This is a genomic window from Sorangium sp. So ce362 (assembly GCF_051519845.1).
Lineage (GTDB): Bacteria > Myxococcota_A > Polyangia > Polyangiales > Polyangiaceae > Sorangium.
Genome location: NZ_CP150332.1, coordinates 8,687,745 through 8,710,140 on the forward strand (window position 1 = coordinate 8,687,745; position 22,396 = coordinate 8,710,140).

18 protein-coding genes are annotated in these 22,396 nt (G+C 71.6%); 8 read left to right on the forward strand and 10 right to left on the reverse strand.

The features are described from left to right. Nucleotides 1-14 precede the first annotated feature (14 nt). The 3 genes from pdxA to WMF17_RS33445 all read right to left on the reverse strand — a co-directional run bounded on the left by pdxA (nt 15) and on the right by WMF17_RS33445 (nt 3,624). A complete protein-coding gene (pdxA, locus tag WMF17_RS33435) occupies nt 15-1,139 on the reverse strand; it encodes a 4-hydroxythreonine-4-phosphate dehydrogenase PdxA (RefSeq protein WP_437597289.1) in 1,125 nt (374 codons plus the stop codon). Further along, nucleotides 1,136-2,071: a winged helix-turn-helix domain-containing protein gene (locus WMF17_RS33440; RefSeq protein WP_437645066.1), complete on the reverse strand. Its 936-nt coding sequence runs from the start codon at nt 2,069-2,071 to the stop codon at nt 1,136-1,138. Before WMF17_RS33440 ends, pdxA begins: the two co-directional genes overlap by 4 nt. A gap of 107 nt (nt 2,072-2,178) precedes the next feature. Next, nucleotides 2,179-3,624: a TldD/PmbA family protein gene (locus WMF17_RS33445; RefSeq protein WP_437597291.1), complete on the reverse strand. Its 1,446-nt coding sequence runs from the start codon at nt 3,622-3,624 to the stop codon at nt 2,179-2,181. A gap of 556 nt (nt 3,625-4,180) precedes the next feature. Between WMF17_RS33445 and WMF17_RS33450 the strand changes: the two genes are divergently transcribed. Further along, nucleotides 4,181-6,958 carry a tetratricopeptide repeat protein gene (locus tag WMF17_RS33450; protein WP_437597292.1) on the forward strand — a complete coding sequence of 926 codons (2,778 nt, stop codon included), beginning with the start codon at nt 4,181-4,183 and terminating at the stop codon, nt 6,956-6,958. A gap of 97 nt (nt 6,959-7,055) precedes the next feature. After that, nucleotides 7,056-7,874, forward strand: coding sequence for a hypothetical protein (locus tag WMF17_RS33455; RefSeq protein WP_437645068.1), 819 nt, complete (start codon nt 7,056-7,058; stop codon nt 7,872-7,874). On the opposite strand, the gene WMF17_RS33460 is transcribed toward WMF17_RS33455, so the two are convergent. Continuing rightward, nucleotides 7,862-8,830 (reverse strand): uroporphyrinogen-III synthase, encoded by a 969-nt coding sequence (locus WMF17_RS33460; protein WP_437645070.1) that lies wholly within the window; start codon nt 8,828-8,830, stop codon nt 7,862-7,864. The two genes, WMF17_RS33455 and WMF17_RS33460, sit on opposite strands and share 13 nt — an antisense overlap. A gap of 69 nt (nt 8,831-8,899) precedes the next feature. Between WMF17_RS33460 and WMF17_RS33465 the strand changes: the two genes are divergently transcribed. Then, a complete protein-coding gene (locus tag WMF17_RS33465) occupies nt 8,900-9,208 on the forward strand; it encodes a hypothetical protein (RefSeq protein WP_437597295.1) in 309 nt (102 codons plus the stop codon). A 26-nt stretch (nt 9,209-9,234) separates the two neighbouring features. Here WMF17_RS33465 and WMF17_RS33470 read toward each other — a convergent pair whose 3' ends face one another. The 3 genes from WMF17_RS33470 to WMF17_RS33480 all read right to left on the reverse strand — a co-directional run bounded on the left by WMF17_RS33470 (nt 9,235) and on the right by WMF17_RS33480 (nt 13,314). Then, nucleotides 9,235-9,777, reverse strand: a complete 543-nt coding sequence (locus tag WMF17_RS33470; RefSeq protein ID WP_437597296.1) for a TerB family tellurite resistance protein — start codon at nt 9,775-9,777, stop codon at nt 9,235-9,237. 91 nt (nt 9,778-9,868) lie between these two features. Continuing rightward, the gene (locus WMF17_RS33475; RefSeq protein ID WP_437645072.1) at nt 9,869-13,015 is read right to left on the reverse strand and encodes an MXAN_5808 family serine peptidase; all 3,147 of its coding nucleotides are present in this window, start codon (nt 13,013-13,015) and stop codon (nt 9,869-9,871) included. Nucleotides 13,016-13,104: 89 nt separating this feature from the next. Next, the gene (locus WMF17_RS33480) at nt 13,105-13,314 is read right to left on the reverse strand and encodes a Sec-independent protein translocase subunit TatA/TatB (protein ID WP_437479552.1); all 210 of its coding nucleotides are present in this window, start codon (nt 13,312-13,314) and stop codon (nt 13,105-13,107) included. Nucleotides 13,315-13,669: 355 nt separating this feature from the next. On the opposite strand from WMF17_RS33480, the gene WMF17_RS33485 reads away from it, so the two are divergent. The 4 genes from WMF17_RS33485 to WMF17_RS33500 all read left to right on the forward strand — a co-directional run bounded on the left by WMF17_RS33485 (nt 13,670) and on the right by WMF17_RS33500 (nt 17,199). Continuing rightward, nucleotides 13,670-14,314, forward strand: coding sequence for a hypothetical protein (locus WMF17_RS33485; protein ID WP_437597298.1), 645 nt, complete (start codon nt 13,670-13,672; stop codon nt 14,312-14,314). A gap of 101 nt (nt 14,315-14,415) precedes the next feature. Then, entirely contained in the window at nt 14,416-15,048 is a 633-nt protein-coding gene (locus WMF17_RS33490; protein ID WP_437645074.1) for a DUF2760 domain-containing protein, read from the forward strand. Further along, on the forward strand, nt 15,045-16,922 hold the full coding sequence (locus tag WMF17_RS33495; RefSeq protein WP_437645076.1) for an Hsp70 family protein: 1,878 nt from the start codon (nt 15,045-15,047) through the stop codon (nt 16,920-16,922). The genes WMF17_RS33490 and WMF17_RS33495 overlap by 4 nt, the downstream gene beginning before the upstream one ends. Nucleotides 16,923-16,977: 55 nt before the next feature. Continuing rightward, on the forward strand, nt 16,978-17,199 hold the full coding sequence (locus WMF17_RS33500; protein WP_437645078.1) for a transglutaminase N-terminal domain-containing protein: 222 nt from the start codon (nt 16,978-16,980) through the stop codon (nt 17,197-17,199). 116 nt (nt 17,200-17,315) lie between these two features. On the opposite strand, the gene WMF17_RS33505 is transcribed toward WMF17_RS33500, so the two are convergent. Next, entirely contained in the window at nt 17,316-17,768 is a 453-nt protein-coding gene (locus tag WMF17_RS33505) for a hypothetical protein (RefSeq protein WP_437597302.1), read from the reverse strand. A gap of 787 nt (nt 17,769-18,555) precedes the next feature. On the opposite strand from WMF17_RS33505, the gene WMF17_RS33510 reads away from it, so the two are divergent. Then, nucleotides 18,556-18,825, forward strand: a complete 270-nt coding sequence (locus tag WMF17_RS33510) for an amidohydrolase family protein (protein ID WP_437645080.1) — start codon at nt 18,556-18,558, stop codon at nt 18,823-18,825. Nucleotides 18,826-18,878: 53 nt separating this feature from the next. On the opposite strand, the gene WMF17_RS33515 is transcribed toward WMF17_RS33510, so the two are convergent. Then, the gene (locus WMF17_RS33515; protein ID WP_437645082.1) at nt 18,879-21,320 is read right to left on the reverse strand and encodes a GH36-type glycosyl hydrolase domain-containing protein; all 2,442 of its coding nucleotides are present in this window, start codon (nt 21,318-21,320) and stop codon (nt 18,879-18,881) included. 532 nt (nt 21,321-21,852) lie between these two features. After that, nucleotides 21,853-22,362: an OmpA family protein gene (locus WMF17_RS33520; protein WP_437645084.1), complete on the reverse strand. Its 510-nt coding sequence runs from the start codon at nt 22,360-22,362 to the stop codon at nt 21,853-21,855. Nucleotides 22,363-22,396 lie beyond the last annotated feature (34 nt).

Here is a 22,396-nt window from a genome sequence, read left to right on the forward strand (position 1 = left end):
GGAACGCCGGCGCGTCAGCGCGCCGACGCGAGCTGCGCCGCGAGCGCGATCGCCTCGCGCATGCCGCGCGGGTCGGCGCGCCCTGTGCCCGCGAGATCGTACGCCGTGCCGTGGTCGACGCTCGTGCGCACGATCGGCAGGCCGAGCGTGACGTTCACCGCCTCGCCGAAGCCGAGGAGCTTGCTCGGGATCGTGGCCTGGTCGTGGTACATCGCGACGACCCCGTCGAGCGCGCCCCGCGCCGCGAGCCGGAACGCCGTCTCCGCGCCGAGGGGCCCGCTCAGCTCCGCCGCCGGACCCGACCGCGCGAGCCGCCGCGCCGCGAGGCGGATGCCCGGCGCGATCCGCAGCTTCTCCTCGTCGCCGAGGAGCCCGCCCTCGCCGGCGTGCGGGTTCAGCGCGGCGACGGCCACGCGCGGCCTCTCGCGGCCGAGGTCGGCGAGCAGCCGCGCGAGCCACACCGAGGCGCGCGCCACCTCGCGCGGGCTCACCGCCTCGGGCACGTCGCGCAGCGGCATGTGGGTCGTCACGAGGGCGGTCACGAGCTTGCCCGAGGCGAAGGCCATCGTGACCTCGCGCGCGCGGAGCCGCCGGCCGAGGTGCTCGGTGTGTCCGAGGAAATCCGCGGACCCCGGCGCGCCGCTGGTGGCGATCGCGTGCTTCGACGCGGGCCCCGTGACCAGCGCCGCCGCGACCCCCTCGCGGACCAGATCCGTCGCCGTGTCGATCCACGCGAGCTGCGCCGCGCCGTCCTCGGCCTCGGGTCGACCGAAAGCGCTCGGCCGCGAGAGCCGCGCGCTGCCCGCCCAGAGCCCGATCGCGCCGGGCGCGAGCTGCTCGATGGCGGCGCGCCCATCGACCACGACGAGCCGGCGGGCCGCGACCCGGACGAGCCGCGCGGCGCGCCGGAGGACCGCCTCGTCGCCGACGAGCACGCAGCGCACTCCCTCGACGGACGCCGCGCCGGCCACGGCGACCTCGGGGCCCACGCCGCTGGGGCACCCGACGCTGATCGCGACGATCGGCGCCGCGGCGCTGCGCGAACGGCCGCCGCTGTGCCCCGCGCCCCCGCGCCCCGCGCCCCCGCGCCCCGCGCCGGCGGCCGTTCGCGCAGCGCCGCGGCGGTCCGGCGACGTCATCGGGTGATGCGCCGCTCGCGCCCGGGGGTCGCGACGTCGTGCGCCGACGGTCCCGACCGCCGCTCTCCTTGCGCGGGCTCCTCGGCCTCGCCTTCGCCGTCCTCGCCCTCGTCCTCGTCGCCCTCGTCGCCCTCGTCGTCCTCGTCCTCGTCGCGCGGCTCCTCGCCGTGGGCCTCCGCGCCGGCGCCGCCCCGCTGCTGCGCTCGGCTCGCGTCGCTTCCCTCGGGACCACCGGAGCCGGAGAGCGGCGATTCGAGCCGGTACCCTGCCCCGCGCAGCGTGACGAGCGGCAGCGCCGCGCCGAGCTTCGCCCGGAGGCGCCTCACGTGGATATCGACGGTCCGCGCGCCGCCCTCGTACTGGCTGCCCCAGACGCGCCGGAGCAGCTCTGTCCGCGACACGACCTTCCCGCGGCGCTCGCACACGTACGAGAGCAGCGCGAACTCCTTCGCGGTGAGCGGCACGTGCATGCCGCCGACCGACACGTCGTGGGCCGCGCGGTCGATGACGATCGCGCCCACCTTCACCCGCTCCTCGGTCGCGAACTCGCTGCGGCGCCATTCGACGAGGCGCACACGCGCGTAGAGCTCGGCCGGCACGTACGGCACGAGCAGGAAGTCGTCGAAGCCGCTCGACGGCTCGATCCGCGCGATCTGCGCGACGCTCACCGCGACCAGCGCGCCGACCTCCTCGAGGCGGGGCTCGCGGCGCAGCGCGCGCAGCGCTGCCGCGGCCAGGTCCGGCCGATCGAGCGCCTCGACGACGATCGCTCGCGCCTTGCTCTCATCGTCGTGGAAGAGCCGCGGTGGATCGTCCCAGAGGTCCAGGGTCCGAACGTCAGCGCCCAGCGAACGTAAGACCGATGCAGCGCCCTCCTCTCGTTCCAGGTCAGGTCCATGTCCGACGATGGCTATGAACGAACGACGCGCCATGGACGCCCCGTATACGGGTGTCACGACGGGCCCGCAAGACGCACCGCGCAAAACCTACCAACACCGGCGCAGGGCTCACCGTCCCCCCGGCACTCCAGCCTTGAAAATCAGCCGATCCGCGTTCCGCCGACCGTGATGAGATCGATCTTGATTGTAGGGCACCCAACACCCACCGGAACGCTCTGTCCGTCCTTGCCGCACGTCCAGATGCCGTCGGAGGTGGCGACGTCGTGGCCGAGCATGGTGACGCGCCGGAGCACCTCGGGGCCATTCCCGATGAGGTTCACGCCCTTCAGCGGCGCGGTCAGCTTTCCGTCCTCGATGAGGTAGCTCTCGGTCAGCGAGAAGACGAAGTCGCCGTTCGAGATGTCGACCTGGCCACCGCCGAACTTCTTCGCGAAGACGCCCCGCTTCACCGACTTCACGATCTCCTCGGGATCATGGGGGCCGGCGAGCAGGATGGTGTTGGTCATGCGGGGCATCGGCGCGGAGGCGAAGCTCTCGCGCCGCCCGTTGCCGGTCGGCGTGAGCCCGTAGTGCCGTGCCGAGAGCCGGTCGTGCATGTACCCGACGAGCTTGCCGTTCTCGATGAGCGTGCTGCGCTCGGGCTCGTTGCCCTCGTCGTCCACGTTGATCGCGCCGCGCGACTGGAGGAGGGTCGCGTCGTCCACCACCGTGCAGAGCGGGCTCGCGACGTCCTTGCCGACCTGTCCTGCGTAGTTGCTGGTCCCCTTGCGGTTGAAGTCGGCCTCCAGCCCGTGCCCGACGGCCTCGTGCAGCAGGATGCCGCTGTCGCCCGGGGCGAGCACGACGTTCATCTCGCCGGCGGGCGCCTCGCGCGCGTCGAGCATCACGACCGCCTGCCGCGCCGCCTCCCTGGCGTGCCACTCCGGCGACCTGTCCTCGAAGTAGGCCGTCGTCATGCGCCCGCCGCCGCCGCTCGAGCCTTCCTGGCGCTTGCCGCTGCGCTCGGCGATCGCCCGCACGCCGAAGCGGATGAGCGGCTGGACGTCGTGCGACATCCGCCCGTCGCTCGTGGCCACGAGGACCTCGCGCACCTCCTCGACGAAGCTGGCCTCCGCCTTGATGATGCTGGGATCGTAGGCGAGCGCCGCGGCGCTCGCGCGCTCGAGCAGGGCGCGCTTGGCGAGCCCGGGGGCGTCGAGCGAGATGCTGGGCAGCTCGTAGCGGCTCGGCAGCTCGCGGCGCCGGAGCTCGATCTTCTCCGTCCCGCCGGAGCCCGTCGCGATCTGCGCCGCCGTCTCGGCCGCGCGACGCATCGCGTCCCACGTGAGGTCCTCGGTGTAGGCGTATCCGGTCGCGTCCCCCCGCTGGACGCGGACGCCGACCCCCATCGATACCCCGCGCGACGCCGCCTTGAGGATGCCCTCGTCGAAGGTGAACCCGCCCGCCGCCCGGTACTCGAAGAAGAGGTCGGCGTAGTCGCCCCCCTTGGACAGGGCGACCGAGAGGAGCCGCTCGCAAAGCGCGGCGTCGACTGCATTTTCCTCTCCGGGAGCGAACGGGGCACGGTAGGCCTGGCTGCGCGACATGGTGCCCAACTCTAGGTCCATTCGCCGGGGCGGTCGAGAAGCGGCAGCGCTTCGGGGCGCCATCCCGCCCACCGCTCGGCCCGGCGCTGGCGGTCGTCGCGGCCAGCGCGGCCCGCGCCGGCCGCGACGACCGCCAGCGCGGCTGCGGAGATGTATGCAGAAATGTGCAAGAACGCCGCTCGACTGCTATGCTTCCAGTCGTCCTCGCGTCGATGGCGGCGGTCGCCGCCTTCTCCGCGATCTTCGCGAATCCCCGGCTGATCAGCGCGCTTCTACGTTGTAGGGCGCGCTCTTCAACGCGCCTCGATCGGACCGTCCAGCGTCCGACCGGGGCGGGGGCTCGCGGCAGCCGCTCCGGCGGTCGCCGCGTCCCCGGGCGAGCCCGCGGGGAGCGCACGCTGCAAACAAGCACCTTGGCGGTAGCTTCGGAACTTCCGATGCCGCGCGCTTGTACGTGGTGGCGGGATTGGCTAGGTGTTTTTAGATGGCGAGGCGAGGGATGCCGACGGGCGCCCGAGCCACGCCTCGCTGTCCTCAGCAGGAGATTCCCATCGCCGTGGCGGTCGATCGCGACAAGGTGCTCCAGACCGCGCAGAAGCTTGTCGAGCGGAAGCGCTTCGACAGGGCGATCGTCGAGTACCAGAAGCTGGTCGCGGAGGATCCGAAGGACGTCCGGACGCTGCTCAAGATCGGCGACCTCTACCTGAAGACGGAGGAGTACGTCGAGGCGATCACCACCTACGAGCGCGTCGGCCAGTTCTACTCCCTTCAGGGCTTCGCGCTCAAAGCGATCGCCGTTTACAAGCAGATCCGCGAGATCATCCACAAGCACGTCCCGCAGTACGAGGACCGCTTCGGCCACATCGTCCCGCGCCTCGCCGAGATCTACACGCACCTCGGGCTCACGAGCGACGCGCTCGCCGCCTACGACGAGGTGGCGACGCGCCTCCTCCGCGCGGGGCGCGACCGCGACGCGATCGACATCTTCAAGCGGGTCGTCGACCTCGACCCGAACAACCCGCTTGCCTATCTCCGCCTCGCGGAGGCGCTGATCCGGGTCCGCGACTACGACGGCGCGATCCAGCGCTTCGGGACGGCGGCCGAGCTCCTGCTCAAGCTCGGCCGGTACGACGATGCGCTGAAGGTTGTCGAGCGCCTGCTGCAGCACCGCCCGGATGCCCGCTTCGCCCGCATGGCCGCCGAGATCTACCTCGACCGCGGCGATCCGAGCGACGGGATGTCGGCCCTCACCAAGCTGCAGATCGCGTTCAAGGAGAACCCGCGGGACCTGGAGACGCTCGCGCTCCTCGCCCGCGCCTTCGACCTGCTCGGGCAGCCGGCCAAGGCGATCGAGGTGCAGAAGGAGTCGGCGCGCATCGCCAAGGAGGCCGGGCGGGTCGACCACTTCACCGCCCTCATCTCCTCCCTGGTGGCGCGCGCCCCGAACGACGAGGGTGTGCGCCAGCTCGCCGCCCAGCTCGTGCCCTCCTCGAGGAGCACACGCGCGTCGATCGACGTCGAGATCGACGAGGACGACGAGGACGACGAGGCGGAGGAGCTCGAGATCGAGGACGCCGAGCCCTCGTCCGCGGCGCCGATCCCGCTGCGCGCCTCGCAGCCGTCGACGACCCCGGTCGCGAGCCCGCGGCAGCTCGTCGCGCACGCCGAGAGCTTCCGGCGCGACCGCCAGTACGACAAGGCGGTCGCCCTCCTCAAGGGCGGCATCGCCCGGCTGCCGTCCGCGCGCGAGCTGCGCGAGAAGCTCTGCGACGTCCTCATCGAGGCGGGCGACCAGGACGGCGCCGTCGAGCAGATGCTCGCGTTCGCGCAGCAGCTGTCCGGCGAGGGCGCCGTCGACGACGCCGCGCGGCTCCTCGACGAGGTGCTGCTCCTCGAGCCCGGCCACGCCCAGGCCACGGAGATGCTCAACCTCCTCGGCTACGCCGTGCCGCAGGAGGACGAGCTCGCCGACGAGGAGCACACCGGGCCGGAGGTCTCGCCGATGTCCGGCGAGAACGACGCGTACGCGTCCGAGGTGCCGAGCCAGGATCTCTACGATCCCGACGCGCCGCTGCCCGCGTACACCCTCGACGAGGACGGCGTCGTCGAGGCGCTCCCCCGGCGGCCGCAGCTCGTCACTCACCTCGACGATCCGTTCGCGAACGAGCCGCCGCTGCCGAGCTTCCCGATCGAGGACGTCGAGGAGGTCGAGGACGTCGACGACGTCGAGCCGCTCGAGGAGCTGGAGGAGATCCTCGACGACGAGGAGGAGACGGCGTCGGTCAGCCCGAGCCGCTCGCCCGAGCACCCCCTGGCGGTCGCCGCCTCCCAGGCGCCGCCACCGCCCTCCTCGATGCCGCCGCCGCCCGTGCTCGCCGCGCCGCCGGCCCTGTACAGCCCGGCGTCGGCCCGGCCGGGGTCGGTCCGACCGGCGTCGGGGCGCTCCGTGCCGCCGGGGTCCCTGCGGCGCGCCGACGCGCTCGACGAGGACGCCCTCGAGGAGGTCGAGTTCTTCGCGCAGCACGGGATGTTCGAGGAGGCGCGGAACATCCTCGAGGAGCAGCTCGCGCGGCTGCCGAACCACCCGCTCCTGATGGAGCGGCTGCGCGAGGTCACCGAGCTTTCGTCGGATGCGCGCGTGGCGCGCGCGGCGACCGACAACGAGAGCGGCACGCGGGTCGTCCCGCGCGGCAGCGAGCGGCCGGACGAGGACCGCGCGTTCGACATCGCCGAGTCGCTCAAGCTGATCGACGAGCTCGAGGTCGCGCCGGGCTCGGTGACGGGCGTCCAGGACGATCCTCGGCAGGTCAGCGTCGAGAGCGTCTTCGAGCAGTTCAAGGCCGGCGTCGCGGCGCAGATCTCCGAGTCCGACGCGTCGACGCACTACGATCTCGGGGTCGCGTACAAGGAGATGGGCCTCTACGCGGACGCCATCGCCGAGTTCGAGCTCGCCGCCCGCGACCCCGGGCGCGAGTGCGTCTGCCAGTCGATGATCGGCGTCACCTACCTCCAGATGGGCAACATCGAGGGGGGCGTCGACGCGCTCATCCGGGGGCTGCACGCCTCGCACAAGACGGTCGAGCAGGAGCTCGCGCTGACGTACGAGATCGCGAACGCCTACGAGGTGCGCGGCATCCCCGAGCAGGCGCACTACTACTTCCAGCGCGTCGCCCGGATGAGCCCGAGCTACAGCGACCCGCGCGGCAGCGTCGCGGAGCGGCTGCGCCGCATCGACGTCCCGAAGCCGGCCGCGCGCGCGGTCGGCGCCGAGATGATCGCGGACGAGTTCGACGCCGCCTTCGACGATCTCCTCCCGAGCGGCAAGCTGCCCTGAGCGCAGCCGGCGCGCAGCCGCCTCGCACGCGGCCCGGCGCGTCCATGGAAATGCCAGAAATTGGGCCGTGGCCAGCGCCCTCCTGTACCGGAGGTGCATGAACCGACCGCTGCTCTTCGCCGTCCTCACCTCGGTCCTGGCCGCCGGCTGCGGCGCCGGGATCGGAACGAACGCTCGAGCCGACCGCCCCCAGGACGCCTCCGCCAGGGCAACGGCGCAGGCGCAGCGCGAGGTCCCGCGGCGCGCGAAGGGCTCGACCGAGGCGAGCGGCCCGGTCGCGGACGAGGCGGTCCGCGCGCGCGCGCCCGGCGATTACGTGGCCTACCGGTTCTCGGGCAGCTTCAGGAAGACGCCGCTGCTCCTCACGCAGCGGGTCGTCGCGCGCGAGGGGGACGTCCTCGTTGTCGACGTGACCCTCGAGGACGGCAAGGAGACCGAGGCGCTGCGCGTCCGCATGAGCGACGCGCCCAGCCGGCGCGGCGAGATCCTCAGCGCGGCGTGGGTCGACGACGGCGCCGAGCGGCCCGCGACCCTTGCGGCCTACGACGCGATGATGGCCAAGACCGCGCTCGCCGCCGACGAGAACGAGGAAGTGCTCGGCAGCGAGGCGGTGAACGTCGAGGTCGGCGGCGCCTCCATCGCGTGCCAGAAGACCAGCTTCCGCGTGCGCATCGGCAGGACGAAGGCGACGATGCGCACGCTCCAGAGCGACGACTTCGCCTGGGGCGACGTGGGCGGCGAGATCACCTCCGAGGACGGGCGCGTGCTCTACCGCGCCGAGCTGATCGACCGGGGGCAAGCGGACACGCATCGGCCCGCGGCCGCCGGCGCGGAGCCCGGCCTCGCGCCGCGGCCGGCGACGGTGGCGCGGTCCGCCGACGAGAGCGACGGCGAGTACGACGACTACGCAGATTGAGCCGGCAGGGGCGCGTCGCCCTGGTTCCCCTTGCGGTCGAGGATCTCGCCCGAGCGCACGGCAGCCGCCTTGACCAGGTGACCCATCTTCGGGTGCTCGGGCTCGAAGTCGGGCTCGATCCCCTCGGCGCGCAGCGCCTCCGAGCAGACCGGCCCGATCGACGCCACCACGCCCCGCGCGAGCCCGGCGCGCAGCCGCTCGACGAGCCCCTCCTCGGCCGCCACGAGGAGCGCGTGCTCGACCTGCGCGCGGCTCGTGAAGAGCGTGATCGCCGCGCCGCCGTCGGCCAGGAGACGGAGCGCTTGCCGGAGCGCCGCGGTGTCCTCCGGGAGCGCCCAGCGGTACACGGGCACCGGCGTGACCCGGGCGCCGGCCGCCTCGAGCCCGGCGTAGAGCTCGTGGCTCGGCGCGCCGTGCTCCTGGACAGCGATGCGCTTTCCGCTGAGGTCGCCGAGCCCGCGGACGACCTCGATGATCTCTCGCCAGGTGTTCGGCTCCGGGACGGTGATGAAGCGGCTCACGCCCAGCTCGCGCAGCGCCGCGGCCGGCTTGGGGCCGCGCACGACGAGCTGCACGGAAGAGAGCGCCGCCGTCATGAGGGATACGCCCTGGGCGCCTGCGTCCCCGTCGCCGGGCGCCGCGCCGCCGCCCTGGCTCGGCTCCAGCGCGGGGGCCGCCTCGGCCACGAGTGCCCGGGTCCCGGCGCCGGTCATCAGGACCACGAGGTCGAGCTCGGCGGCCGCGAGGCGCCGCGCGAAGTCGAGCGCGCGCTCGTTCCGCTCGATGGGCACCTCGCGGAGCGTCGGCGCCGTGACGGGGACACCGCCATTCCGCTGGATCAACGAGGCCATCTCGGCGGCCCGGCGGCTCTCGAAGGTGATGACGCGGCGCCCGGCGAAATCAGGCGACACGGGGCGGGGAGGACGGTCGTTCAGGGGGTGCGTGGGCGTGCTCACCCGCGCAGCATAGCCCGGGTACGGCGCTGGCGGGTTTCGGCCGGTTGACCAGTTTGCTAAGCTCCCCCTGTGAGCCATCCGATGAGCAACGAGGCTGGCGGCGGGGTCCAGGGGAGCGGGCTCTCGCGTGCGACTTCGGAGAACGACGTCGGCCCCGATCCCGTCATCGGCGCGGGCACCGCGCTGCTCGGCATCTTCCTGATGGGGGTGGGCGGCGCGCAGGGCGCGCACTACCTCTTCAACTTCGGCGTGCTCGTGGCGGTGCTCGGGGCCGTCCTGTTCGTCCTCTTCGTGACGCTCACGGCGCTGAAGCAGCGCCGGGCGAGCCGCGCATCGAGCCCTGAGGCCGGCGCAGAGCCGCGCGACGCGCGCGACTGATCAGCCGCGCGGCGCCGCGGCTCGGCTCACGCCGAGGGCTCGCCGCGATCGTCCGCCGGGGCCGGGGAGCCGGCCTGATCGCCGGTCTCGCCGGAGAGGTCCGGCTCGATGTCGGCGAGCGAGACGCCGAGCTCCTCGGCGATGCGCTCGATCTCGGCCCGCTCGGCCGGCGTGGGCGCGCCGTCCGCCGCCGCGAGCCGGATCAGGAGGCGCACGACCTCCACCCGCTCGCTCGCGTTGCAGAGCGCCTTGAGCTCGCGGTAGCAGCGGTCGACCTCGCCCTCCTGGAGCGCGGGCAGCTTGCCCTGGAGGGCGTTGAACACCGCCTCGACCCCGCTCGGCGCGAGCCCGTCGACGTGCGTGAGCAGCTCGCGGAGCAGCTCGTCTTCCTTGTCGGAGAACCGGCCGTCGACGCAGGCGACCTTGCCGAGCAGGACGATGACGGTCGCGATGTAGCGGAGGACCACCGCTTCGTCGTCCGGGAGCGCCGTGCGGAGCTCCTGCAGGAGGGCGTCGAGGTTCGGGAACGAACCCCCCTGCTTCAGGCCCAGCCAGGCGAGGAGTCCCACGTGAAGAGGCTACCAGATCCTCGCCGGGCAGGGCAGCCCGGCGGAGCACCGTCCTCGACGACCGTCATCCAACCCCTTCATGCCGGGCGCCTTAGTCCTCGCCCCCGCGCTCCGCAATCCAGTCGTCCACCGGATTGTCGGACTTCGGGGTCTTCAGGATCGAGCCGTCAGGCCCGTCCTTGCGCACCACGAGCGTGCGCCGCGTGGTGGTGTCGGGCGTCTCGCGCGCGACCACCGTGATGACGTTCACCCCCGGCCGGAGCGGCGCCTCGAACGAGAACTCGGTCCTCTTCGGGTCCGCGCCGTCGCGGTTCGACTTGTAGTAGAGCTTCCGCGACCCGACGAAGATGAAGGCGTCGAGGAGCCGCTCGCTGTCCGACGCCGTCCCCGTGATCTTCACGGTGCCAGCGGTCGTCGCCAGCGCCGCCGCGGCGATGTCGAGCGTCGGCGGCGCGTGCGAGTAGACGTCCTCGAACGCGATCGCCACGGGCGCCGTCCCGCCGCCAGCGCCCACCTCCCGCGCCGCGACGAACGCGAAGCGGCCCGCGCCGAGATCGACCTTGAGGAACCCGCCGGGCGCCTCGCCGAGCACCTTGACCAGGGCGCCCGCCTGGAGCCGGCCGAAGCCGCGCGCGCTCGCCTCCGGCGACGGGAGCAGCGTCGCCCCCTGCGCGCCGACCTTCACGGTGGAGCCGCCGCCCGTGAGCTGGACGCGCGGAGAGATCGGGATCTTCACCTTCTCGCTGGCGAACTCGCGGAGATCGCGATCGCCGACCGAGAGCGTGAGGGTCGCCTCGGGCTCCGACAGCCGCGGCTCGACGTCGAAGCTGAAGACGACCTTGCGCACGTCGCCCGGCTTGATGTTCGAGACGTCGAAGCGCCCGGCGTGCAGCAGGAGCCCGTCGCCGGAGAGGTTCGCGATGTTCGCCTGCGTCTCGTACGACGGCCCCTTGCCGACGTTCTTGACGGTCAGGTACATGCTGACCCGCTCGCCCTTCTGGATGAGCCCGTCGCCGTTGCCCTCGCGGTCGTCGGCGATCTGGTAGGCATACTGGAAGAGCGGCCGGTCGAGCGCGCGCACCGTGGGCCGGATCTCGACGGCGGACGGCTCCGGCGCGCCGGAGATCTCGAACTTCACCTTGAGCCCGTCGCTCCGCGAGAGGGCATCCATCGGGATCTTGCAGGCGCGCTTCTCGTTCGCCTTCCTCGGCTTCGTCGAGCCGACCTTCCGCCCCTCGACCTCGCACCAGCCGAGCGGCGTCTTCGCGGTCTTCGTCTGGCCGGGGCCGATCTTGCCGAAGATGAGCTCCTTGCTGTCGAAGTACAGGTTGTCGCTCTCCGTCGTCCCGCGCAGGCGATAGACCGGCTGCTTGCCGTTGTTCTTGACCGTGACCCGGAGCTCCATCGGCTGGCCCGCGGTCACCTCGGCGTTCGGGCGATCGGTCTCGACCTTCACGTCGAGCTCGGACTTGGCCGCCGGGGTCGTGCCCTCGGGCGCGTCGGACCAGTCGACGCCGAGCCTCGCCAGCTCGGACGCGACCTTGCCGAGCTCCTCCTTCCCGACCTGCTCGATGTAGTCGTGCAACGCCCGGAGCTGCTGGATCCTCGGGGTGGTGGGCGGCATCCGCGCGGCGAGCTCCCGCGCGAAGCGGATCGGGAAGTCGAGGGCGAAGTCCTCCTCGATGTCGCCCCCGCGATCACGCATCGCCTCGCGGTCGGCGCTCGTGAGCTGATAGCGGACGACCTCGGACGGCTTGCCCGCCGCCGCCGCGCGCGCGTGCGAGAGGTGCGCCGAGAGGTCGCGCTCCCGGAGCCCGTCTTTCTGCACGGTGAGATCCATCTCGAGCTCGTCGACCGTCATCGGATCGAGCTCGATGTCCGGCGTGACGCCGACGCCCTGGATCGAGATGTCTCCCGGCGTCAGGTACTGCGCGATCGTCAGCTTGAGGGCCGCCTTCTCCGCCGTGACGTCGGGGAAGACGAGCTGCACGCTGCCCTTGCCGAACGTCTGCGAGCCCACGATGACCGCGCGGTCGTTGTTCTTCAGCGCGCCCGCCACGATCTCGCTCGCGCTCGCGCTGTTGCCGCTCACGAGCACCACCATCGGGTACGGCGGCTCCGTGCCGGGGCCCTTGGCGCGCTTCTCCTCGCGCCCCTCGGAGGCGCCGACCGTCGAGACGATGACGCCGTCGGCGAGGAACTTGTCGGCGATGCGCGCGGCCTGATCGAGCAGGCCGCCCGGGTTGCCGCGCAGGTCGAGCACGAGCCCCTTCAGCTGGCCCTTGGCGCGCAGCCGGTCGAGCGCCGCGTCGAGCTCCGCGGTCGAGGTCGCCTGGAACGTCTTGAGCCGGACGTAGGCGATGCCGCCGTCCAGCGCGCGCGACTCGACGGACCGGACCTTGATCACCTCGCGGGTCAGCTCGAACGCCTTCGAGCCCTGCCACCCGCCTTCGCCCTCGCGGGTCACCCACACGGTGACCGCGGTGCCGGGGTCGCCGCGGAGCCTCCGCACGGCGTCGTCGAGCGGCATGTTGAGCGTCGACTCGTTGTTGATCTTCACGATCCGATCGAGCCGCTTGAGGCCCGCCCGGCCCGCGGGCGTGTCGGGCATCGGGTTCAGGACGGTGAGCATCTGGTCGCGGATCGAGATCACGACGCCGAGCCCGCCGAACGCGCCCGACGTGGAGAGGTTCATCTCCTTGTACGCCTCGGGGCTCAGGAACGACGAGTGCGGGTCGAGCGTGTGCAGCATGCCGTTGCACGCGGCGTACTCGACGTCGCGCAGATCGACCTCCGTGCCGCGGAGGTTCTTCTGCAGGAAGCTGAAGACCTCGCGGAGGCGCGCGGAGACGTCCCAGGGGCCCTGGATGTTGTCGATCCGGAACTTCTTCTCGCTGGTCTCGACGCGGACGGTGACCTCGTTCGGATCCTCGTTGAGGACGATCACCTGCGCGACGTCGCGCTGCACGGCGTTCAGCGCCGACAGCAGCATCTCCTTCGGCTTGACGCGATCCGGCTCGACGTACTTGTCCCGGATCATCTTGAGCGTCTCGTTCACGGCCTCGAGGCGGGTGAGGTCGTACGGCGCCTTGGCCACCTGCCCGGTGACCGCGAGCGCCGGCTCGAACCCACGCCAGAGCCCTCCGGGGCCGAACTGAAGAACGAAGTACGCTGCCAGCGGGAACGCGGCGGAGACAACGAGCGCCTTGACGATGCGCTCCAGGAGTCGGTGAGGCATACGGCGGTCGAGTATAGACGCGCGCCGGCGAGCGTCGACACCCGACGTCGACCCGTGCTGGCCTCGAGCACCGCGAGCCGGTGCGGGCGCTACACGGGCTTCTGTGTGTCCTCTTCCTTCGTTTCGGGCTTCGCCGGGAGCTGCTTGGGCTCCTCGTCGTCGTCGTCGCGGATCCCCTTCTTGAAGTTCCGGATGCCCTCGCCGATCCCCTTGCCGATGTCAGCGATCCTGCCCGCGCCGAAGAGGAGCAAGGCAACCCCGATGAGAAGGGCGATTTCCAGCGGTCCGATGCGGCCCATAGCGGTCTTCCTTCGAAGGATGCCGCGCGCGCGGCGGCAGACGGCGGGCCACGGCCCGACGCCGCTGGACCCATACCACCCATCCTCCGCACGGGCAATGCAGCGGTTCGGGGCCTTGGAACCCGTGCTAGGCTCGCCCAACCGGCTTCGCTGGAGGAGAGAGGACGTGCGTGCGCACCCGCTCGCTCCGCCAGCGGTTCACAAATCGAGAACGGCTCGACGGCCCAGGCGGGGCCGCCGGCCGGCCGGCCGGACCGGACGCCTGCGCGACGCGCCGCCGGCGGCGGTCCAGAGCGAAAGCCCTCGCGGGCTCCGCGACCATCGACACGGGGAAAACACGATGCCGATCAACCGCATGAATCGAAAGGCAGCGCATTGTCTGGCAGGAGTGTCGGTGGCGGCGGCGGCGCTCGCCGGCGCTCCCGGGCGCGCGAGCGCCCAGGAGACGAGCGACAGGGTGAGCGTCGACGGCAAGGGGATCGTCGGCGGCGCGCTGCTCGGCGGCGAGGTCGTGATGCTGACCATGGGGGCCATCGGGGTCGAGCGCGCCTGGCCGTACCTCGTCTTCGGCGGGCTCGGCGCGGTGGGGGGCGGCGTCGCCGGCTACTTCATCGAGGCCTCGGGGCCCCCCGCGGAGGTGCCGCTCTACATGCTCGCCGGCGGCATGGCGCTGGTCATCCCGACCCTGGTCGTCACCCTGAACGCCACCGCGTACAGGCCCCCGGAGACCGACCAGAGCGAGCCGATCCGCAACGAGCCGGCCGCCGAGCCTCCCCAGCCGGGCGTCAAGGTCCAGATCACGACGGACGCGGCGCCGGTCCTGCGGGGCATCCGCCGGGAAGAGCCCCGGCTCGGCCTCGTCGACATCACGCCGCACCGGGTCGCGCTCGGCATGCCGGCGCTCTCGCTGAAGCCGCTGTACTCGCAGGACGAAATGTTCAAATTCGGCGTGGCGCAGGGGCACGAGCTCCGCGTTCCCGTCCTCCGGGCGTCCTTCTGACCGGGGCGGCGTTGGCCTGGACGGCGGCGCCGGGCCTCCGCTCCCCTGCCCGGCGCGCCGGTCTCTGTGCCGATCGCGACCCCCGGCGTTAGGCTCTCGCCGTGGCCGATCTCCACGATCCCCCGCTCCCCTGGTCCACGCGGCTCTGGTTCGCGTTCGCGTGCTTCTTCCGCGTGCTGTTCGATCCTCGGTTCGCCGCGCGGGCCTGGCAGGCGCGCGAGGCGGCCGCCGCCCTGCCGCCAGCCGGGCGAGCCGAGCCGCAGAAGCTCGAGCGAGCTCGAGCAGACGGCGCGGCGCCCGCGCCCGAAGCCGTGGAGAGCGAGCCGGCGCCCAAGCCCGCGCCCGCGGCGGCGCCCGGCGTGAGCTCGGCGCTCCAGCTGCTCTCGCTGCTCCAGCGCGAAGGGCGGCTCGTCGACTTCCTCGAGCAGGACATCGCCTCCTTCGGCGACGCGGACGTCGGGGTGGCGGCGAGGATGGTCCATGAGGGCTGCCGCAAGGCGCTGCGCAGCCATGCGAAGCTCGCGCCCGTGCGGCGCGAGGAGGAGGGGGCGAAGGTGACGCTGGAGTCCGGCTACAACCCGTCCGAGATCAAGCTCATCGGCAACGTGTCCGGGAGCGCGCCGTACAGAGGGGTGCTGCGCCACCGGGGCTGGCGCGCCGACGAGCTGTCGCTGCCGACGCCGGTCGCCGGCCACGACGCCACGATCCTCGCCCCCGCGGAGGTCGAGCTGTGAGCGCGCGTTACCTCATCGGCATCGACCTCGGCACCACCCACTGCGCGCTCTCCTACGCGCGCCTCCCCGAGGACGGCGCCGACCCGCGGCTCGCGCCGTCGCCCGAGGTGATGGCCGTGCCGCAGCTCGTGGCGCAGGGCACGCTCGAGCCGCGGCCGCTCCTGCCCTCCTTCATGTACATCCCCCACGAGAGCGAGGGCTTCCAGGCGCTGCCGTGGGACGCCGAGCGGCGCTTCGCGGTCGGCGAGCACGCCCGCGCCCGCGGGGCCGACGCGCCGGCGCGCCTCATCTCCAGCGCGAAGAGCTGGCTGTGCCACCCGGGCATCGACCGGCGCGGACCGACGCTGCCGATCGGCGCGCCCGAGGACATCGAGAAGATCTCGCCGGTCGAGGCGTCGTGGCGGTACCTCGAGCACCTCACCGAGGCGTGGGACCACCAGTTCGCGAAGGACGATCCCGAGCTCGCCCTCGCGAAGCAGGAGCTCGTGATCACCGTGCCCGCGTCGTTCGACGCCGCCGCGCGCGAGCTCACCGTCGAGGCGGCGAGCGCCGCGGGGTTCGAGGACCTGACGCTGCTCGAGGAGCCGCAGGCGGCCGTGTACGCCTGGATCGACGCGGCCGGCGAGGCGTGGCGCAAGCACCTCGAGCCGGGCGACGTGCTGCTCGTCGTCGACGTCGGCGGCGGGACCACCGACTTCTCCGCGATCGCCGCGGTCCCGCGCGAGGGCTCGCTCGAGCTCGTCCGCGTGGCGGTCGGCGATCACATCCTGCTCGGCGGCGACAACATGGACCTCGCGCTCGCGCACGTCGTGAAGGCCAAGCTCGCGGCCGAGGGCAAGGAGCTCGACCGCTGGCAGATGACGTCGCTCACCCACGCGGCGCGCGTCGCGAAGGAGCGGCTGCTCGGCGATCCGTCGATCACCGAGGCGCCGATCGTGATCGCCGGCCGCGGCTCGAAGCTGCTCGGGGCGTCGATCCGGACGGAGCTCACGCGCGACGAGATCACGCGCACGCTCGTGGACGGGTTCTTCCCCGAGGTCCCGTCCTCCGCGCGCCCCACGACCCGGGCGCGCGCCGGCCTGACGCAGCTCGGCCTGCCGTACGCGCAGGACCCGGCGATCACCCGCCACCTCGCCGCGTTCCTGGGGCGGCAGGCCGGCGCGACATCGAAGCTGGAGGGCTTCGTCCCGAGGGGAGCGGAGGGCGCCGAGACCGGCCGCGCGCCGCTCCTCCTGCACCCGACGGCGGTGCTCTTCAACGGGGGCGTCATGAAGAGCGCGGCCCTGCGCGAGCGGCTGCTCGCGACGCTCGGCGCCTGGCTCGAGGAGGACGGCGCGCCCCGGCCGCGGGTGCTCCCGACCGAGGACCTGGATCTCGCGGTCGCGCGCGGCGCCGCCGCCTACGGCCTGGCGCGGCGCGGCCGGGGGCTCAGGATCCGCGGCGGGACGGCGCGGGCCTACTACGTGGGCATCGAGGGGGCCGTGCCCGCGGTGCCCGGCCTGGAGCCGCCGATCACGGCGCTCTGCCTCGCGCCGTTCGGCATGGAGGAGGGCACCGAGGCGACGCTGCCGCCGCAGGAGTTCGGCGTGGTGGTCGGCGAGCCGGTGCGCTTCCGCTTCTTCAGCTCGTCGGTGCGCCGGGACGACCAGGCCGGGACCGAGCTCGAGGCCTGGAAGCCCGGCGAGCTCGAGGAGCTCTCCCCGATCGAGGTCACCCTGCCCACCGAGGGCCGCCGCGAGGGCGACATGGTGCCGGTGCAGCTGCGCGCCTCGGTCACCGAGGTGGGGACGCTGCTCCTGGAGGCGATCCCCCGCGAGGCGCAGAAGCCGAACGAGCGCTGGCGGGTCGAGCTGTCGGTGCGCGCCGAGACGTGACGGGCGGGCGAGGACCCGGGCGCCCGGGTCGAGGAGAGCCCACCGAGGACACGATATGACCCGGACGACTCGCAAGCTCCGTGTCGTCCACACGACGAAATATACCTACGATCGCCCGGTCGAGCGCAGCGTGCACAAGCTGCGTGTCTGCCCGATGTACGACCGGAATCAACGCGTGCTCTCGCACACGCTCACGATCGACCTCCAGGCACCCACGCTGGAGCTCGAGGACATCTTCGCAAACCGGGTCACGCGCTTCGAGATCACCGCCCCGTAGACCGCGCTCAGCGACGCGACAACGCGGCGCAGGGGAGGCAGGCGTCCAGCCTGCGGCCGCGGCGCGAATCGCCGGAGGTCGGCCGGGCAGATCCCCGAGCCTTCAGCGCGTCGAGATCACTCGCCCCTGTCCTCGATGCACGCGATGCCCTCTGCCTCGCACGCGCCGCCAACGGCGGCCGCCGTTTGCCCGCACGTGGTGCACGCCTCGTTCGGCGCCACGTCCGTTTCCGGATCGCACGAGTCATAGCAGGCATCCCCCTCGGCTGCGCCACACTCCGCACAGAGACACGCCGTGACGGCGTCGTACTTTTCCTTCGAGGAGGCGCACAGATCGTCCGGGTCGGCCCCGAGGAGCAGGGGCGCCGCGCAGGACGCGCACGCCACGCCGCTGCCACCCTCGCCGCCGGCTCCACCCTCGCCGGCTCCACCCTCGCCGCCCTCACCGCCCGTGCCGGTCGTCCCGGACGTGCTTGTCGTGCTGCTCGCGGTGGTCCCGCCGCCCGACCCCGTGTCGCCGTCGTCCCCGCACCCCGCGGAAAACCCGGTCGCCCCTAGGATGAGAGCCATCGAGCCAACGCTAACAAGATGAATTCTACGCATGATGTCCTCCAGCGCGCTTGAATGAGCGCAAGTCTTCGAAAATCGCTTCGTCAGCCGGTCCCAGCGGGACCTGCCGGTCGCGGCATATCCCGCGCGCCAGCGGTGGCACACTACTCCACACTCGCTGTGACGCTCAACTATCTTCGATGCAGCGCACAGCACCGACTGCCCGCGCTCCGCCCGGTCCAGGCGAGCAAGACACCATGGCATGCGCTCCTCGGACCAGCCAGGCAGCGCCGGAACGGCTCAGGAATCGCCTGACTCCGGCGCCGCGCCGTACAGCGCCGTAATCGCCGTCGCGCGCCGAGCGCGCGTGAGCCGCAGCCAGGGTGCCCGCGGCTCACGCGCGCTCGGCGCCCCGCGACGGCACCCGGGTGTCGCGCCGAATCCAGCAAGTCGCGAGTTCCGAGCCTCCTTGTGCTCCACGGAACACCGCGCGACGGAGCCCGGACAGGCCATCGGCGCGCACGGCGGTGCCCGCGACGTCGGCGCGTCTCGATGCATCGAGCGAATCTGGAGATGGAGGCGGACATCGCCCGGGGCGCGCCTTCGACTTGAAGGTGGAAGTTGGAAAGCGCTCGTGATAACGGCCCAGCGGCCCGGACATGCTATGATCAGAGGTGCGACGCCAGAGGCGCGCACGCTCGCGGAATCGGGCCTCGCCCTGCGTTCGCGCGCGCTGGGGGAGGGCGATACGGCCCCACGCGGGTCGCGGGGCTCCGGCGCCGAGCGCGGATGGGCCTACCAGCGCGCGATGGAGCTGCTCGTCGAGAGCCGCCTCTCGCCCATGGAGGTCCTCGTCGCCGGCACGCTGGAGAGCGCCAGGTTCTTCGGCGCCGACGACCGGCTCGGCAGCCTCGAGCCGGGCAAGGTCGCCGACCTCGTCCTGGTCGAGGGCGACCCGCTGGCGGACATCCGCGCGATGCGCCGCGTGAAGCGGGTCATGTTGAGCGGGAGGTGGGTCGCCCTGCCTCGGGGCGATCAGGCCCTGTCGGCGAGCCTTTGCGATGAGCCTTTGCGATGAGCCTTGGATGGATCGCGCCGCGGCCAGCGCGCGGCGCGCTCCGGTAAGGCCCTTCAGCCCATCTCGACTTCGACGCGCACCGTCGTGCCGGCCTGGGCCAGGGGGATCACGTTGCCCGCGACGGTCTTGCCGTCCACGATGAGCTTCTTCACGCCCTTGCACACCCCCGAGTTCTTGACGCTGATCTCGTAGGTGGCGCCGCGGAAGCGGCGGGAGATGGAGAAGCTCTTCCAGGCCTTGGGCACGCAGGGATCGAGCTTCAGGCCGTCGTACTGGGGCTGCACGCCCAGGATCCCCTGGCTGACGGACACGAAGGTCCAGGCCGCGGTGCCGGTGAGCCAGGCATTCTTCGCTTCACCGAAGACCGGGGCGTCCTTGCCCGCGATCATCTGCGCGTAGACGTAGGGCTCGGCCCGGTAGGTCTCGATCTGGCTCTCCTTGGCCGAGGGGCAGATGGAGAGATAGTACTCCAGCGCGCGCTCCCCTTCGCCCAGCAGACACCAGCCCAGGTGGATCCAGGTGTTGTTGTGGCAGAAGATGCCGGCGTTCTCCTTCACGCCCGGCGGGTACGAGGTGACCTCCCCGAGCTCGAGGTGGTAGGTCGAGTACGCGGGCTGCTGCAGCACGATGCCGTTCTTCGTGTAGAGGTGCTTGTGCACGCTCTCCAGCGCCTGCCTGGCGCGGCCGTTGTCCGCGCCGGCGCCGCCCAGCACGCACCAGCCCTGGCTCTCGATGAAGATCTTGCCCTCCTCGTTCTCGTGGGTCCCGACCGGCCGGCTCTCGGCGTCATAGGCGCGGCGGTACCACTCGCCGTCCCAGGCCTCCTTCTCGACCACGGCCAGCATCTCCGCGTACTGGCCGCGCATGCGCTCCGCGTCGGGCCGCTGGCCCATCCAGTCGTACAGGGCGGCCATCTCGCGGCTGGCGTAGAGGAAGAGGCCTGCGATCATCACGGACTCAGCCTTCGAGTCCTTCACGTCGCCCGCGGTCTGGAAGCTCTCGTTGGGCTCGGTGCTGAAACAGTTCAGGTTGAGGCAGTCGTTCCAGTCCGCGTGACCGATCAGCGGCAGGCCGTGCGGGCCGCGCTTCTTCATCGTGTACGCGATGGACGTCTCCAGGTGGTGCAGGAGGTCCTCCTTGGAGCCCTGCTTGTCGGCGTAGCCCACAGCCTCCTTGAGGATGGCCTTGTCGCCGGTCTCCTTGATGTACGCGCACGTGGAGAGGATGAGCCACAGGTGATCGTCGTAGAAGTCGCCGCCGATGTCGGCGTTCCCCTTCTTCGTCAGCGGCTGGTACTGGTGGTAGCAGGTGCCGTCGCTGAGCTGGGTGGCGGCGATGTCGAGGATGCGCTGGCGGGCGCGCTCGGGGATGAGGTGCACGAAGCCCAGGAGATCCTGGTTCGAGTCGCGGAAGCCCATGCCCCGGCCGATGCCGGTCTCGTACATGCTGGCCGACCGAGAGAGGTTGAAGGTCGCCATGCACTGGTACTGATTCCAGGTGTTGAGCATGCGCCGCGCGTGCTCGTCCGGGCAGTCGGCCTGGAAGTTCGAGAGCAGCCCGGCCCAGTCGTCCTTCAGCTGAGCGAACGCGCCGTCCACGGCGCCGGGCGCCGAGTACTTGGCCAGGATCTCCTTGCCCTTCTGCTTGTTCATGACGAAGGGCGCCTTGAACTTGGGCAGGTCCCCCTGGTCCACGTACGAGAGCACGAAGCTCAGGGTCTCGCTCGCGCCGGGCGCGAGCGAGAGGCTCACCTGGTGGCTGCCGATCGGGTTCCAGCCGAACGCCTTGGAGTTCGTGGCCTTGCCCCTGGCCGGCACCTGGGCCTCGTGGAGGCCGTGGTGGACGCTGCCGCAGAAGGCGTCGCGGCTCGTGTCGAACCCGTCGACGGCCCGCGTGCAGCCGAAGAGCGTGTAATGGGAGCGGCGCTCGCGGAGCTCGGTCTTGTGGTAGATGGCGCTCCCCTCGATCTCCACCTCGCCGATGGAGTAGGTGCGCTGGTAGTTCGTCATGTCGTTGAGCGCCTCGAAGAAGCAGAACTCCTGGAAGGAGAAGAGCTGGATATCCTTCTTCGCGCCGCTCTTGTTCGTGACCCGGGTGCGCCAGATCTCGACGTTCTCGCCGGGGACGATGAAGAAGAGCACCTCCACCTCGACGCCGTTCTTCTCGCCCGTGATCTTCGTGTATCCCAGGCCGTGGCGGCACTCGTAGCGATCGAGGGCCGTCTTGACCGGCTTCCACATGGGGCTCCACACGACCCCGCCGTCGTTCACGTAGAGGTAGCGCCCGCCGACGTCCATGGGCACGTTGTTGTAACGATACCGGGTGAGCCGGCGCAGCTTGGCGTCCTTCCAGAACGTGTAGCCGCCAGCCGTGTTGGTGCAGAGGCCGAACATCTCGTCCGAACCCAGGTAGTTGAGCCAGGGCAGCGGCGTGTCGGGCCGGGTGATCACGTACTCGCGGCTCTCGTCGTCGAAGTGGCCGTACTGATTGCTCATGGACGCGCGGTCTCCGTGGATTCGGTGGAGTCGAAAGCTGGGTCGAAAGCGGAGGGCTTCTTCCCCATCAGCGACAGAAAAAAACCCGGCGGCAGAGCTGCCCCGGGTCGGTGCCGATGAGTGTTGGGCTTGGGGCCTCCGAGCAAGCTCAGAGGGCCGCCACTCTAGATCCCCGCGCCTCCGGTTGTCAACGGGGCCTGCGGCGGCGTCCGGCGGCGGTTTTCCGGGCGGAATGCGGCGCTCCGGGGGCTTTCCACCGCACCGCCGGTGTGCGGCAGATAACGCAGAATTGCGATGCGGGGAGAATTTTACATAGAGCTTCTCCGCGGCTGGGGGCGCGCGTGTTCACCCGCAGCGCGCGGCGCCACCCACGCGAAACACGAAAGGACGAGACAAGCGATCCCCAGAGGACGACGACGAGCGCTCGCCATGACCCACCACGCAATGCAATGAGTTGTTCGGACCGGCGCGTCGCACGTAGCGCGCGTATTCCCGTGATGGGTTAACCACGATCGCGCGACATGCCCCGCGGTCACCTCGTCTTGATACGGAACTCCACGCGTCGGTTCATGGCGCGACAGCCCTCGTCGTTCGTGAAGCAGACGGGCGCGGCGGCGCCGTACCCCGGCGCCGTCATCGGCGTCGTGACGCCGCGCTGGACGAGGTAGCGGACCACGGCGTTCGCGCGGCGCTCGGACAGCTGGATGTTGTGCTCCGCCGTCCCCTGGTTGTCCGTGTGCCCCTCGACCGTCAGCGCGGTGATCTCCGGGTGCGTCCTCAGGATGTGCGCCACCGCGTCGAGGACCGAGAACGACTCGGGCCGGATCTCGTCCTTGTCGAGGTCGTAGAAGATCGGCCGGGCGATCTTGATGCGATCCCCCTCGATGACCGCCTCGGCAGAGGCCGCCGGCTGGACGGGCGCCGGCGGAGGCGGAGGCGGCGGCGTGGCGCTCGCCGCCAGCGACATCTCGGCGTTCGCCGACCCGCACCCCGCCGCAAGGACGCCCATGACCACAAGCCAGATCGCTCGGTTCGCTCGCATTTCGCGCCTCTAGCACGGGGCATCGCCCGGAAGA